This window comes from Streptomyces smyrnaeus (genome assembly GCF_017676345.1).
Classification (GTDB): Bacteria; Actinomycetota; Actinomycetes; order Streptomycetales; family Streptomycetaceae; genus Streptomyces; species Streptomyces smyrnaeus.
Genome location: NZ_JAFFZM010000003.1, coordinates 425,589 through 439,058, shown reverse-complemented (window position 1 = coordinate 439,058; position 13,470 = coordinate 425,589). Strand labels below are relative to the sequence as shown.

Below are 13,470 nucleotides of genomic sequence, written 5' to 3'. Positions count from 1 at the left end.
CACTACGTTAGCGCGTTTCCCGGGAGACTCATAATCGGGCCCTCAGGGTCAGTTTTCGGCGTACCGAAAGTGACCCCGAATCCGGGGTACGTCGTAGGTAGTGAGTGTCCGCTTCCGGGGGCCGCTCTCACTGAGCCTTCAGGCCCGTGGCAAGCCGTCCCGTTTCCAGCGGCTCGTCCAACGTTAGGCGGTCGGTCGCCCTGCGTCAAGCGCGGGCCGACGACCGGTTCCGCGGCTTGTGTGCCCGGTAGGGGCTCACCGTCGGGTCGTCCGCGAGCCAGAAGCGCCAGGGGTAGTGGGCGGCGTCTCCGCCCACTCCGGTGCGCGGGCCGCTCTTCACCGCGCCCGGGTCCACCTTTTCACCTGCGAGGACGCTCAGCGGGGCGGTGTCCTCGTGGGTGCACACGTCGGCGCCGTTCAGCTCGCGGTCCACGGCGAGCGCGGTGGCCAGCCGGGCCGGGCCCTTGGCCAGCTCCAGGTCCTTGCGGGCCTTGGGGCGGCGTTCGCGTGCCTGCTCCACTCCCTCCAGCACCTCGCCGGCCCGGATCAGCACACCACTGGCCTGGCCCTCCGGTCCGCAGACGAGGTTGAGGCTGTACCACATGCCGTAGATGAAGTAGACGTACGCGTGACCTGGCGGACCGAACATCGAGCCGTTGCGCTCGGTCCGTCCCCGGTAGGCGTGGGAGCCGGGGTCGGCCTCACCCGCGTAGGCCTCGACCTCTGTGATGCGCAACCGCATACGGCCGTCCGTCGTCGTGCGTACCAGGACGTGTCCGAGAAGGTCGGGGGCGACATCCAGGACAGGACGGTCGAAGAAGGCTCGGGGAAGGTGCGGGTCGCCGCTGGTCGTGCTGGGCTTGCGGTCTCGGCCTGCGATCATGCCGTCCGAGCGTACAAGAACCACTGGTGCTTCCCTGGGGGGAAGCCGAAAGGGGAGGACAAGGGGATGGGCTTCAAGAAGCTGTTCGCGAGCATGGGGATGGGCGGCGCCTCGGTCGACACGGTGCTCCACGAGCCGCACGCCGTGCCCGGTGGCGTGGTGCAGGGCGAGGTGCGGATCGAGGGGGGCTCGGTCACCCAGGAGATCCAGGCGCTGTCCGTCGGGCTGCAGGCGCGGGTCGAGGTGGAGACGAACGACGGGGAGAGCCACCAGAACATCGAGTTCGGCACCCAGCGGATCGGCGGGGAGCTCACCCTGCAGGAGGGGGCCTCGCATGTGGTGCCCTTCACTCTCGAGGTGCCGTGGGAGACGCCGATCACCATGTTCCTGGGGCAGCAGCTGCGGGGCATGCAGCTCGGGGTGACGACCGAGCTGGCCATCGCGCGGGCGCTGGACTCCTCGGACCTGGACCCGGTGGAGATCCACCCGCTGCCGGCCCAGCAGGCGATCCTGGACGCCTTCGGCCAGCTCGGGTTCCGCTTCAAGGCGGCCGACATGGAGAAGGGGCACATCCGCAACACGCGCCAGCAGCTCCCCTTCTACCAGGAGATCGAGTTCTTCGCGCCGCAGCAGTACCGGGGGCTCAACCAGGTCGAGCTGTCGTTCGTCGCGGACTCGCGGGGGATGGACGTGGTGCTGGAGATGGACAAGAAGCCGGGGCTGTTCTCCGAGGGCAGCGACACCTTCCGCGCCTTCCCGGTCGACTTCGACACCTATCAGCAGACGGACTGGGCCGGGTACCTCAACCAGTGGCTGGCCGAGGTCGGCGGCAAGCGGAACTGGTTCTGAGCCGTCCGCAGGCCGTCCGGGAGCGGCGCAGGCTCCGCGATCAGCCCAGGAGGATGCTGAGCGGGGTGTCACGTACCGCCCAGAAGCCGACCGCCGCGGTGAAGACCTCCGCCGCGGCGGCGGCGTCCTCCGGGTCGGCCTGTTCGAATTCCGACCAGCCGGTGGCCAGCAGCAGATAGCCGCGGGGCTTGCCCCACCAGGACAGATCGGTGAGCAGATCGGCCAGCGCGTCCCAGTTGCGGCCGAAGTAGTCGGGGAGCTCCAGGCCCGTGGCGCAACGTTCCATGAAGTCTGCCTTGTTGCCGACCCCGGTCAGGTCCACGACCGTGCCGTACCAGCCCGCGGCGTCCGCCTGCATCAGGGCGTCGGGGCCCACCGAGGGCAACCGGTAGACGCCGGGAGGCACCGAGTCGTCGAACAGGCCGGGGAGGTCGGCCTGGGGCAGCTCGGGCAGGTCCACGGGGCTGGTCATGGTCGCACCACCGCTTCGGGGTCTCGTCGTGGTCACTCACCTGATGGCGTTGCCGGCTGCGGGCACAGGGCCGGGGTGTACGGGGTGTGCTGTCGCACCCCGTCATGGTGGCAAAGACAGGTCGTCGGGATCGTTAGGCTGGCCGTTGCAGCGATTCGCGTGACGAGGAGGTTCCCGACGTGACCGACCAGCAACGGCGCCCGCTCCCCCATGACTTCCACCCCCCGGTGCCGTCGATTCGCGTACTGAGCAACGATCTGGCGGACGGCGGCCATCTGGGTACCGCACAGGTGTACGCGGAGGGGAACACCTCGCCGCATCTGCGCTGGGAGGGCTTCCCGGAGGCGACGAAGAGCTTCGCCGTGACCTGCTTCGATCCGGACGCGCCGACCGGCAGCGGGTTCTGGCACTGGTCCGTCTTCGACATCCCCGCCTCGGTGACCGAGCTGCCCACGGGCGCCGGTACGGGTGAGATGAAGGGGCTCCCGGAGGGGGCCGTGCATGTGCGCAACGACTTCGGGACGCGTGACTTCGGCGGGGCGGCGCCGCCGCCCGGTGACGGCCCGCACCGCTACGTCTTCACCGTGTACGCCGTGGACGCCGAGAAGCTCGGCCCGGACGCCGACGCGACGCCCGCCTTCGTCGGGTTCAATCTGCGTTTCCACACGCTGGCGCGCGGTCAGCTGATCGGCGAGTACGAGATCCCCGCGGAGGGCTGACCCCGCGGGCCCGGCCCGCCCCGAAAGAATTCCGTTGCGCCGCGCTGTCCGCGCGGCGCAACGTGTATGAGGGCAGTCGGCACCGCGGCGGATACATCACCGCTCGCGGGGGCGGCAGGCGCTGGTCAGCGCCGCCGTCCGCCGGAGTCCGGCCGGGGGCCGGACGACCGCGCCGACTGCCTTCGGTCTCCGGCCACGAGCGCGCCTCCGCTTAGCGCGCCCTTTGCGAGGTGCCCTCGGCGCCCCTTTTCCACCGTCTGTGACCCTGCGTTGCCGGGTGCTTCATCTCCTGTTCGGCCTGGGGAAATTGCGTTGTCGGCCCGGGTGGACAGCGGCACAGTTGGTGCCACCCCGGCGCGGGCGCGTCCGGGCTCGGACGGGAGAAGGGGAGGCGGTCGGGATGCGGGAGACGCTGGTACTGAACGCGAGCTTCGAGCCGCTGTCGACGGTGTCGCTGCGGCGGGCGGTGGTGCTCGTGATGCGTGAGAAGGCCGTCGTCGAGCAGTCGCATCCCGGGCTGCGGGTGCGTGCGGCGCAGGTCGAGCTGCCGGTGCCGCAGGTGATCAGACTCCGCCGGTATGTTCGGGTGCCCTTCCGACAACGGGCCCCGTGGTCGCGGCGGGGTGTCCTGGTGCGGGACCGGCACCGGTGTGCGTACTGCGGGCGCCGGGCGACCACGGTGGACCACATCGTTCCACGGTCGCACGGCGGCGGTGACACCTGGCTGAACACGGTGGCCGCGTGCGCGGCGGACAACCATCGCAAGGCGGACAGGACGCCGGGGCAGGCGGGGATGAAACTGCTGGTCAAGCCGTTCGAGCCGACACCGGCCGACGCTCTGTTGCTGGCGCTGGGCCTCAAGGAGGGGGAGTCGCTGCCGGAGTGGCTGACGCTGCCGGCGGCCGCGACGGCCTGAGGGAGGGGCCCGGAGGGCTCAGGAGCGGCCCGCCGGGACTCACCGCAGCAGGAGCTGCACGATGGCCACCAGGCCGACGGCCACGATGACGCCCCGCAGCACTCCGGGGGCCAGCTTGCGTCCGATGCGGGCGCCGAGCTGGCCCCCTGCTGCTGAGCCGACGGCGATCAGCAGGACGGCCGTCCAGTCGAAGTCGGCGACGAAGAGGAAGAAGACGGCCGCCGTGCCGTTGACGACGGCGCCGAGGACGTTCTTGACGGCGTTGATGCGCTGCAGGTCGTCGGGGATGAGCAGCCCCATGAGGGCCAGGTAGATGACGCCCTGTGCCGCGCCGAAGTAGCCGCCGTAGGCGCTGGCGAGGAGTATGCCGCCCTGGAGGGGGGCGCCGCCGTGCGGATGGCCGGTGCTGTTGTCGCGTTCGCGGCGGCGGCGGACGGCGGCGGCCAGTTTGGGCTGGAGGACGACGAGGACCAGGGCCAGGGCGATCAGTACCGGGACGATCGCGTTGAAGGCGCTGGAGGGCAGGGTGAGCAGCAGGATCGCGCCGATGAGCCCGCCGAGGAAGGCGACGGTGCCGAGCCTGAGGACGCGGCGGCCCTGCCCGCGCAGCTCTCGGCGGTAGCCGATGGCTCCGCTGACGGAGCCGGGGACGAGGCCGAGCGAGTTGGAGACGTTGGCCGTCACGGGCGGCAGGCCGGTGGCGAGCAGTACCGGGAAGGTGATGAGGGTGCCGGAGCCGACGATGGTGTTGATGCCTCCGGCGGCGATGCCTGCCGCGCAGACGGCCACGGCCTCCCAGATGGTCACGCGTCAGCCCCTCCGATGATCTGTGTCAGTGACACCGATCATGCCCGAAGGGGCTGCTCGTACGCGCGGGGGTCCGGTTGTTGGACTGCTGGGGCCCGGCTCGGCTCCGCGCAGCCGGGCACCGAGGGGTGCCAGGGGATCAGGAGTCGAGCGGGGGCTGCTCGCGCGGGGGCTTGGTGACGCTGGGCGGGGCGGGCGTGCCGCCCCCGTTGCCGCCGCTGCTGCCGGAGTCCGGACGGAAGTTGTCGAGGGCGCCGCCGAGGCCCTTGAGGGCGTCGCCGATCTCGCTGGGGACGATCCAGAGCTTGTTGGCGTCGCCCTCGGCGATCTTCGGGAGCATCTGGAGGTACTGGTAGGAGAGCAGCTTCTGGTCCGGGTCGCCGGCGTGGATGGACTCGAAGACGGTGCGGATGGCCTGCGCCTCACCTTCGGCGCGCAGTGCGGCGGAGCGGGACTCACCCTCGGCGCGCAGGATGGCCGACTGCTTCTCACCCTCGGCGGTGAGGATCTGCGACTGGCGGACACCCTCGGCCTGGAGGATGGCGGCGCGCTTGTCACGGTCGGCGCGCATCTGCTTCTCCATCGAGTCCTGGATGGAGGTGGGCGGCTCGATGGCCTTCAGCTCGACGCGGTTGACGCGGATGCCCCACTTGCCGGTGGCCTCGTCGAGCACGCCGCGCAGTGCCGCGTTGATCTCCTCGCGGGAGGTGAGCGTCCGCTCCAGGTCCATGCCGCCGATGATGTTGCGCAGCGTGGTGACGGTGAGCTGTTCGATGGCCTGGATGTAGCTGGCGACCTCGTAGGTGGCCGCGCGGGCGTCGGTGACCTGGTAGTAGATGACGGTGTCGATGTTCACCACGAGGTTGTCCTGGGTGATCACCGGCTGCGGGGGGAAGGGGACGACCTGTTCCCTCAGGTCGACACGGTTGCGGACCGTGTCGATGAAAGGGACGACGATGTTCAGGCCCGCGTTGAGGGTACGGGTGTACCGGCCGAACCGCTCCACGATCGCCGCGCTCGCCTGCGGGATGACCTGGATCGTCTTGATGAGTGCGATGAAGACAAGCACCACCAGGATGATCAGGACGATGATGATGGCGTCCATGGCCTTGCCCCCTGCATGGATTGAAAAGACGCTGCCTGAAGAGTTACTGCCCGTGTGCGGTTGCTCATTGCCATCACATCACGACAGCGGTGGCGCCGTCGATCTCGACCACGTCCACCTGACTGCCCGGCTCGTAGATCGTCTCCGAGTCGAGCGCGCGGGCCGACCAGATCTCACCGGCGAGCTTGATACGGCCGCTGTCCCTGTCGACCCGCTCCAGCACCACGGCCTGCCGTCCCTTGAGCGCGTCGATCCCGCTGGCCAGTGCGGGACGTTCGGTGCGCATCCGGCGTGCGACGGGCCGCACGACCAGGATCAGGGCTGTGGAGACGATCGCGAAGACGACGACCTGGGCGACCGGGCCGCCGCCGATTCCGGCCGTTCCGGCGGCCGCGACGGCGCCCACCGCCAACATGCCGAACTCGGGCATGGCAGTGATGATGAGCGGGATCCCCAGCGTTGCGGCGGCTACGAGCCACCAGACCCATGCGTCCACACCGCCATGGTAGGCGCCCGCTCAGCGCAGCGGCAGGCCCTGTGCCGTCCAGCGCCCGTTCTGCGTCTCGACGACCAGCGGCAGACCGAAGCACAGCGAGAGGTTACGGGAGGTCAGTTCGGTCTCCAGCGGCCCGGCAGCCAGCACGCGTCCCTGGCGGAGCATCAGGACGTGGGTGAAGCCCGGCGGGATCTCCTCGACGTGGTGGGTGACCATCAGCATGGAGGGGGCGTACGGGTCCCGCGCGAGTCGCCCGAGACGGCGTACCAGGTCCTCGCGCCCGCCCAGGTCGAGTCCGGCCGCCGGCTCGTCCAGCAGCAGCAGTTCGGGGTCGGTCATCATGGCGCGCGCGATCATGGTGCGCTTGCGCTCGCCCTCGGAGAGGGTGCCGAACTTGCGGTCCAGGTAGTCGGACATGCCGAGCCGGTCGAGGAAGGCCAGGGCGCGGTCCTCGTCGACCTTGTCGTAGCTCTCCTGCCAGTGCGCGGTCATGCCGTAGGCGGCGGTGAGCACGGTCTCCAGCACGGTCTGGCGGCGGGGCAGCTTCTCGGCCATGGCGATGCTGGCCATGCCGACGCGGGGGCGCAGCTCGAACACATCGACGCTGCCGAGGCGTTCGCCGAGGACGTCGACCGTGCCGGAGGTCGGGAACAGGTAGCTGGAGGCGAGGTTGAGCAGGGTGGTCTTGCCCGCTCCGTTGGGACCCAGGATGACCCAGCGTTCGCCCTCCTTGACCGACCAGGAGACATCTTCCACCAGAGCACGTCCGTCGCGGACCACGGATACGTCCACCAGCTCCAGTACTTCGCTCATGAGCGCGTTGTCTCCTATTGCAGTCGCGTTTAGGTGCCTGTGGGCACATTCCCCAGGGGAAAACCTACGCCACCGTGTGCGAAGCCTGTTCCCTAGGCTTCCCTAGTCTGGGTGCATGCTCACAGAACCACGTTCGGGGCGGCTGGCCGCCTGGGGAAACGCGCTGCTGGCCGGACTCGTCTCGCCGGACGAGGCGGCCGAGCGCATCGCGGCGCAGGACGCGCGGCATCGCGTCGTGCTGCCGGGGGACGACGGCGGCCCGGTGGGACTGACACTGGCGCTGGGGCGGCTGCGGTCGCTGGGTGCCGTGGGGTTGCGGGTCGCGCTGCCGGTGCCGGGGCATCCGCTGGGGCTGAGCGGCCCGTCGGAGTTCAACGCGCGGGCGCTGGAGGCCGAGGAGGCGGTACTGGCACACGGCACCGCCCTCGGACTGGTGCCCTCGGTGCGCGAGGCGGGGCCGGTGGACGCCGCCCCGGAGGACGTGCACACGGAGGTGCTGTGGGAGTGCCTGCCGGTGCGGGAGGCCCCACCCGCCGACGTGCCCTCGCTCGCGGAGGCGGAGCGGGAGCTGGCGGACGCCCTGCGGGAGGCCACGGAGGCGCTCACGCGGCTGGACGTGGCGGGTTCGGGCCCGGTGGCCGAGGCCGCGCTGGAGGCGTACCGGGCGCGGATGGAGGCGGGCAGGCAGCTGCTGGCGCCGGGCTATCCGCCGCGCGCGGTGCGGGTGCTGGAGCTGGCGCAGCGGGTGGGGACCCTGGTGTCGATCGCGTACGGCGACGGCGCCGCCCCGGGCGGCGGTGTCGGGGAGCACGGGGGCGCGGTGAGCGCGGCGGAGATGGCGGCCCGTGCCGAGGCGCTGCGGCCGGTGGAGCGTACGGCGCGGCGGGCCCAGGTGGCGGCGTACAACGCCTACGCGGAGGAGCTGGAGCGGCGCCGGGAGGGCGGGCAGGGCTGAGCGGCGCCCGCCCGGCCCTCCGTGGTGCCGGCCCCGTGGGTCAGTTGTTGTGCGTGTGGTTGCCGAAGGCGGGGTTGAGGACGCCGACGACGTTCACCGAGTTGCCGGTGACGTTGACCGGGACGTGCACCGGGGCCTGCACCAGGTTGCCCGAGCCGACGCCGGGCGAGTTGACGGCCTTGCCCTGCGCGTCGGCGTTGTGGGCGAACGCGGAACCGGTGGAGGCACCGGCGGCGACACCGGCTGCGGCGATGACGAGGGCGGCCTTCTTGGCAGTGTTCATGGGGTGTTCTCCCTGTGGATCTGCTGAACCGTGCCGCGGCCGACCGCCGCGGGCACGCCATGGAGAACGGAGCGGCCACCGGAAGGGTGCGCAGAAAAGATGACGACCACACGACGGTATGAATCACCCGCCTGGACGTGAACAGCTGACCGATTCCTCCTCCGTCGTCACTCCCCCGCCGCCGTCACCCCGTCACCCCGTCACCCCGTCACCCCGTGGCGGACCGCCCACAGGGCCGCCTGGGTGCGGTCGGCCAGATCGAGCTTCATCAAGATGTTGGAGACATGGGTCTTGACCGTCTTCTCCGACAGCACGAGCGCGCGGGCGATCTCGCGGTTGGAGCGGCCGTCGGCTATCAGCCCCAGCACCTCGCGCTCCCGCTCGGTCAGCGCGGGGCCACGCCCCGCGCCACCGCTCTGGTCGTCGCTGAGCAGCGCCCCGGCGACCTCGGGCTGCAGCAGTACATGGCCCGCGTGCACGGAGCGGATGGCTCCGGCCAGGGCCTCGGGATCGACGTCCTTGTAGACGTATCCCGCGGCACCGGCGCGCAGGGCCGGGACGACGGTGCGCTGTTCGGTGAAGCTGGTGACGATCAGCACCCGCGCCGGATTGCCCTGGGCGCGCAGCGTGCGCAGCGCCTCCACGCCGTCGGTCCCGGGCATCTTGACGTCCATCAGGACGACATCGGGCCGCAGCTGCTCGGCGTGGGCCACGCCCTCGGAGCCGTCCGAGGCCTCTCCGACGACCTCGATGTCGTCCTGCACCTCCAAAAAGGTGCGCAGCCCGCGCCGTACGACCTGGTGGTCGTCGACGAGCAGCACACGGATCGGGTCAGCCACCGGGCACCTCCATTTCGACAACTGTGCCCTTGCCGGGCTCCGACTGGACGGTCAGGGTGCCACCGACGCCGGAGGCACGGTCCCGCATCGAGACGAGCCCGAGGTGCCGGCCCGCCGAGCGCACGGCGCCCGGGTCGAAACCCGCGCCGTCGTCGGTGACGCCGAGGACGACGGACGAGCCGCGGCGGGTGAGGGCGACACGGACATTCGAGGCGTCCGCGTGCCGCAGGGCGTTGTGCAGTGCCTCCTGTGCGACCCGCAGCAGGGCCTCCTCCTGGGCCGCCGGCAGCGCGCGCACGCCCTCGCACTCGAATTCCACCTGGGCGCTGTGGGCGCGGTCGAGCACCTGGGCCTGGGTACGCAGCGTGGCGACGAGGCCGTCCTCGTCGAGGGCGGCCGGCCGCATCTCGATGACGGCGGCCCGCAGTTCGTCCGCGGCCTCGCCGGACAGCCGTGCCACCTCGTGCAGTTCGGCCTTGGCGCGGGCCGGGTCGCGGTCGACGAGGGCCGTGGCCGCCTGGGCCGTCAGCCGCAGCGAGAACAGTTTCTGGGCCACCGCGTCGTGCAGTTCGTGGCCGATGCGGGTGCGTTCCTCGGCGATGGTCAGCTCACGGCTGCGCTCGTACAGACGTGCGTTGGTGAGCGCGATGGCGGCGTGCTGGGCGAGCAGCCGCAGCAGCTCCTCGTCGTCCTCGGTGAAGGCGCAGCCCCGCTCGCTGGAGGCGGGGCGGCGCTGCTCGCGCGGGGTGGGGCCGCAGCGTTTGTTGGCGAGGAAGAGGGCGCCGAGCACCTGCTCGCCGTCGGCGATGGGCATACCGAGGAAGTCGGACATCATGGGGTGCGCCGAGGGCCAGCCGCCGAAGCGGGGATCCTTGCGGACGTCGGCGAGGCGCTGCGGGGTGGCCTCGTGCAGCATCGCGGCGAGGATGCCGTGCTGGCGCGGCAGCGGGCCGATGGCCTTCCACTCCTCCTCGCTGACCCCGGCCACCACGAACTGGGCGAAGCCGCCCTGATCGTCGGGCACGCCGAGCGCCGCGTACTCGGCGTCGAGCAGATCGCGGGCGGAGGCGACGATCGTCTGGAGGACGTCGCGTACCTCCAGCCGGCGGTTCATGGCGAGCAGCGCCGCGCTGACCGCGGCGAGCCCTGAGCGAGGGACCATGCTGGTCACCGTACTCGCGCGGGCGGGGCGGCGGGATCGGGCCGGGGCCAGGGGCGGGCCGGGCCGCTGGTCCTAGGTCCGGTGGCGTAGTGCCGGCGACGCCGAAGGGGCTCCCCCGTTCGAGGGAGCCCCTTCGGATGTGCGTCAGGCGGTCAGGCGCTCACTTGCGCATGATCTCCGGCTCGTGGCGGCGCAGCAGCCGGATGATGACGAAGTAGCACAGGGCGCCCATCGCCACCAGGATGCCGACGTCCATCATCCACTGGTCCAGCGAGTGGTCCCACAGCGGATCGGTGTTGGTCGGGTCCTTCTTGTCCTGGGGCATCAGCCGGCCGAGCTCGACGGTCGCGCCGAGCGCCGCCATCGCCCACCGGGACGGCATCAGCCAGGCGAACTGCTCCACACCGGGGCTGTCGAACAGCTTGAAGAGGACACCGGTGAAGACGACCTGCACGACGGCGAAGAGCACCAGCAGGATCATCGTCTTCTCGGAGGTCTTCACCAGCGAGGAGATGATCAGACCGAACATCATCGAGGTGCCGCCGAGCGCGATGGCCACCAGGGTCATCTCGATGGCCGGGTTGGAGGTGAGCAGCCCCTCCTCGGGGAGGTCGCGGGGGAAGAAGCCGACGATGCACATCAGCACGCCCTGGACGGCCGCGACCAGGCCGAGAACGATCACCTTCGACATCAGATAGGCCGACCGGGACAACCCGGTCGCCCGTTCCCGTTCGTAGATGACCCGTTCCTTGATCAGCTCGCGGACCGAGTTGGCCGCACCCGAGAAACAGGCGCCGATGGCGAGGATCAGCAGAATGGGACCGGCGTCTCCGTTGGTCTTGCCCGGCGGCGCCGTCAGCCCGTAGTCGGACGGCATCAGGGTGCTGACCAGGCCGAGGAGCAGCGGGGTAACGAAGGACAGCACCAGGAAGGAGCGGTCCGAGGCGATCACCGAGGTGTAGCGTCTGATCAGCGTCCACAGCTGGCTGCCCCAGCTCTGCGGCTTCTGCAGCCTGGTGGGCTGCATCGCCTGCTGCTGGGCCGCGTACGGGTCCTGCTGCGGGTGCTGCGCGTCGATGTCGGCCGCGTACATCTGGTAGTGCTGGGAGCCCTGCCAGCGGCCCATCCAGTCGTAGTCGCGGTAGTTCTCGAAGGCGGAGAAGACATCCGCCCACGAGTCGTAGCCGAAGAAGTTCAGCGCCTCCTCGGGCGGGCCGAAGTAGGCCACACCGCCGCCCGGCGCCATCACCAGGAGCTTGTCGCACAGTCCCAGCTCGGCCACCGAGTGGGTGACGACCAGCACGGTGCGGCCGTCGTCGGCCATCCCGCGCAGCAGCTGCATGACATCGCGGTCCATGCCCGGGTCGAGGCCCGAGGTGGGCTCGTCCAGGAAGATCAGCGACGGCTTGGTGAGCAGCTCCAGGGCGACGGAGACGCGCTTGCGCTGGCCGCCGGAGAGCGAGGTGACACGCTTGTCGGCGTGGATGTCGAGCTTGAGCTCGGCCAGCACCTCCTCCACCCGGGCGTTGCGCTCGGCCTCCGCGACGTCGCCGGGGAAGCGGAGCTTGGCCGCGTAGCGCAGCGCGGTGCGGACCTTCAGCTCCTTGTGCAGGATGTCGTCCTGCGGGACGAGTCCGATGCGCTGCCGCAGCTCGGCGAACTGCTTGTAGAGGTTCCGGTTGTCGTAGAGGACCTCGCCGACGTCGGCCGGACGGTATCCGGTCAGCGCCCGCAGCAGCGTGGACTTGCCCGAGCCGGACGGGCCGATCACGCCTATCAGGGACTTCTCGGGGACGCCGAAGGTGACGTTGTTGAGGATGACCTTGCCGCCGTCGACCTTCACCGTCAGGTGGCGGGCCGAGAAGGACACGTCGCCGGTGTCGACGAACTCCTCCAGCCGGTCCCCGACCAGCCGGAAGGTGGAGTGGCCGATGCCGACGATGTCCTGCGTCGTGATGGCCACCGTGCCGGACTTGGGGATCGGCTGACCGTTGACGTAGGTGCCGTTGTGGCTGCCGAGGTCGCGGATCTCGGCGCGGCCGTCGGGCGAGGCACGGAACTCGGCGTGGTGCCGGGAGACCTGCAGGTCGGAGACGACCAGCTCGTTCTCCAGCGCACGGCCGATGCGCATCACCCGGCCGAGCGACAGCTGGTGGAAGGTGGTCGGGCTGCGGTCGCCCGCACCGTGCGGGGCACCACCGTCCATGCCGTGCGGGCCGCCCATGCCCTGCTGGGCGGGACCGCTCTGCGGCATCTGCTGCTGCGGCGGCACATGCTGCTGGGGCGGCTGCTGCATCTGCTGCTGCGGCATCTGCTGGGGCGGCTGCTGTGCGTACTGCTGCGGAGGTACCTGCTGCGGCGCCTGCTGCATCTGGGGAGCCTGCTGCTGCCAGCCGGGATGCGGCTGCTGGGGCTGCTGCTGTCCCCAGCCGGGACCGCCCTGGGCACCGGCCTGCGGCTGCTGGGCCGGGCCGCCGTGCTGGGCTGCGGCCTGCGCCGCCTGGGGCTGCCCGTGCGGCGGCTGTTGCTGACCCTGCTGCTGGTACTGCGGCGCCGTCTGCCCGCCGTGCATCCCGCCGGCCGGCGCCTGACCGTCGCCGGCCCCGCCGGAGAAGCCGAGGCGCGGGCCGTCGGTGGCGTTGCCCAGATGAACACTCATGCCGGGGGCGAGCTCCAGCTGCTGGACCCGCCGCCCCTGCACATACGTGCCGTTGGTGCTGCCGTGGTCCTCAATGACCCAGGCGCGCCCTCCCCAGCGCACCGTGGCGTGCCGCCAGGAGACCCTGGCGTCCTCGATCACCACGTCCCCCTGCGGATCGCGGCCGAGGGAATAGGCCCTGGACGGATCGAGCGTCCAGGTCTGTCCGTTCAATTCCAGTACGAGTTCCGGCACTCCATGCCCCACAAAGTTGTCCCCCGAGGTACCCCCTGCAGAGAGGGAGTCTAGGGATGGCGAACATCGTGAGGAACTATTTCAGGCTCGGCCGCCCGACAGGAAGCCGGGCCAGCAGTAGGGACCAGGCTGTAACCGATCCGTCCAGGGAATGTGGGAGAACCCATGCGCATTCCGGACAAGAATGGGACGGGAATGGGCTCCGCCGTCGATGTCGCCGATGTCCGCCCCGATGTCACCGATCGCTGCTGAACCCGACCGATACGGACAAGAGGGCA

The 13,470-nt window shown here is 70.6% G+C and carries 14 protein-coding genes; 4 read left to right on the top strand and 10 right to left on the bottom strand.

Annotation, left to right across the window (positions count from 1 at the left end; translation table 11 throughout):
* Positions 1–205: 205 nt before the first annotated feature.
* Positions 206–883 carry a DNA-3-methyladenine glycosylase gene (locus JW613_RS08075; RefSeq protein WP_209209981.1) on the bottom strand — a complete coding sequence of 226 codons (678 nt, stop codon included), beginning with the start codon at positions 881–883 and terminating at the stop codon, positions 206–208.
* A gap of 66 nt (positions 884–949) precedes the next feature.
* Between JW613_RS08075 and JW613_RS08070 the strand changes: the two genes are divergently transcribed.
* Entirely contained in the window at positions 950–1,732 is a 783-nt protein-coding gene (locus tag JW613_RS08070) for a sporulation protein (protein WP_099879297.1), read from the top strand.
* Between the two features lie 40 nt (positions 1,733–1,772).
* On the opposite strand, the gene JW613_RS08065 is transcribed toward JW613_RS08070, so the two are convergent.
* Positions 1,773–2,204, bottom strand: coding sequence for a barstar family protein (locus JW613_RS08065; protein ID WP_209209980.1), 432 nt, complete (start codon positions 2,202–2,204; stop codon positions 1,773–1,775).
* A 179-nt stretch (positions 2,205–2,383) separates the two neighbouring features.
* Here JW613_RS08065 and JW613_RS08060 point away from each other — a divergent pair, with 179 nt between their 5' ends.
* Together JW613_RS08060 and JW613_RS08055 are read left to right on the top strand one after the other, a co-directional pair.
* Positions 2,384–2,923, top strand: coding sequence for a YbhB/YbcL family Raf kinase inhibitor-like protein (locus JW613_RS08060; RefSeq protein ID WP_099879301.1), 540 nt, complete (start codon positions 2,384–2,386; stop codon positions 2,921–2,923).
* Between the two features lie 400 nt (positions 2,924–3,323).
* On the top strand, positions 3,324–3,839 hold the full coding sequence (locus JW613_RS08055) for an HNH endonuclease (protein ID WP_099879303.1): 516 nt from the start codon (positions 3,324–3,326) through the stop codon (positions 3,837–3,839).
* A gap of 39 nt (positions 3,840–3,878) precedes the next feature.
* On the opposite strand, the gene JW613_RS08050 is transcribed toward JW613_RS08055, so the two are convergent.
* The 4 genes from JW613_RS08050 to JW613_RS08035 form a co-directional block, all read right to left on the bottom strand.
* Complete coding sequence (locus JW613_RS08050) at positions 3,879–4,646, bottom strand: sulfite exporter TauE/SafE family protein (RefSeq protein ID WP_209209979.1); 768 nt, start codon at positions 4,644–4,646, stop codon at positions 3,879–3,881.
* A 139-nt stretch (positions 4,647–4,785) separates the two neighbouring features.
* Positions 4,786–5,751, bottom strand: coding sequence for an SPFH domain-containing protein (locus JW613_RS08045; RefSeq protein ID WP_209209978.1), 966 nt, complete (start codon positions 5,749–5,751; stop codon positions 4,786–4,788).
* A gap of 73 nt (positions 5,752–5,824) precedes the next feature.
* Positions 5,825–6,247: an NfeD family protein gene (locus JW613_RS08040; RefSeq protein WP_209209977.1), complete on the bottom strand. Its 423-nt coding sequence runs from the start codon at positions 6,245–6,247 to the stop codon at positions 5,825–5,827.
* Positions 6,248–6,268: 21 nt separating this feature from the next.
* Positions 6,269–7,060 carry an ABC transporter ATP-binding protein gene (locus JW613_RS08035; RefSeq protein ID WP_099879311.1) on the bottom strand — a complete coding sequence of 264 codons (792 nt, stop codon included), beginning with the start codon at positions 7,058–7,060 and terminating at the stop codon, positions 6,269–6,271.
* A gap of 115 nt (positions 7,061–7,175) precedes the next feature.
* On the opposite strand from JW613_RS08035, the gene JW613_RS08030 reads away from it, so the two are divergent.
* Positions 7,176–8,015, top strand: a complete 840-nt coding sequence (locus JW613_RS08030) for an Rv1486c family protein (protein ID WP_209209976.1) — start codon at positions 7,176–7,178, stop codon at positions 8,013–8,015.
* A 40-nt stretch (positions 8,016–8,055) separates the two neighbouring features.
* Here the strand turns inward: JW613_RS08030 and JW613_RS08025 are convergent, their stop codons facing one another.
* From JW613_RS08025 to JW613_RS08010, 4 genes are all read right to left on the bottom strand, one after another.
* Positions 8,056–8,298 carry a chaplin gene (locus JW613_RS08025; protein WP_209209975.1) on the bottom strand — a complete coding sequence of 81 codons (243 nt, stop codon included), beginning with the start codon at positions 8,296–8,298 and terminating at the stop codon, positions 8,056–8,058.
* Positions 8,299–8,498: 200 nt separating this feature from the next.
* Entirely contained in the window at positions 8,499–9,137 is a 639-nt protein-coding gene (locus tag JW613_RS08020) for a response regulator (protein WP_209209974.1), read from the bottom strand.
* Positions 9,130–10,299 (bottom strand): GAF domain-containing sensor histidine kinase, encoded by a 1,170-nt coding sequence (locus JW613_RS08015; protein WP_209209973.1) that lies wholly within the window; start codon positions 10,297–10,299, stop codon positions 9,130–9,132. Before JW613_RS08015 ends, JW613_RS08020 begins: the two co-directional genes overlap by 8 nt.
* 160 nt (positions 10,300–10,459) lie before the next feature.
* The gene (locus JW613_RS08010) at positions 10,460–13,204 is read right to left on the bottom strand and encodes an FHA domain-containing protein (protein WP_209209972.1); all 2,745 of its coding nucleotides are present in this window, start codon (positions 13,202–13,204) and stop codon (positions 10,460–10,462) included.
* Positions 13,205–13,470 lie beyond the last annotated feature (266 nt).

Coding starts and splice junctions, on each gene's coding strand:
- JW613_RS08075 (WP_209209981.1), bottom strand. CDS start 883: ATGATCGCAGGCCGAGACCGCAAGCCCAGCACGACCAGCGGCGACCCG.
- JW613_RS08070 (WP_099879297.1), top strand. CDS start 950: ATGGGCTTCAAGAAGCTGTTCGCGAGCATGGGGATGGGCGGCGCCTCG.
- JW613_RS08065 (WP_209209980.1), bottom strand. CDS start 2,204: ATGACCAGCCCCGTGGACCTGCCCGAGCTGCCCCAGGCCGACCTCCCC.
- JW613_RS08055 (WP_099879303.1), top strand. CDS start 3,324: ATGCGGGAGACGCTGGTACTGAACGCGAGCTTCGAGCCGCTGTCGACG.
- JW613_RS08045 (WP_209209978.1), bottom strand. CDS start 5,751: ATGGACGCCATCATCATCGTCCTGATCATCCTGGTGGTGCTTGTCTTC.
- JW613_RS08035 (WP_099879311.1), bottom strand. CDS start 7,060: ATGAGCGAAGTACTGGAGCTGGTGGACGTATCCGTGGTCCGCGACGGA.
- JW613_RS08030 (WP_209209976.1), top strand. CDS start 7,176: ATGCTCACAGAACCACGTTCGGGGCGGCTGGCCGCCTGGGGAAACGCG.
- JW613_RS08025 (WP_209209975.1), bottom strand. CDS start 8,298: ATGAACACTGCCAAGAAGGCCGCCCTCGTCATCGCCGCAGCCGGTGTC.
- JW613_RS08015 (WP_209209973.1), bottom strand. CDS start 10,299: ATGGTCCCTCGCTCAGGGCTCGCCGCGGTCAGCGCGGCGCTGCTCGCC.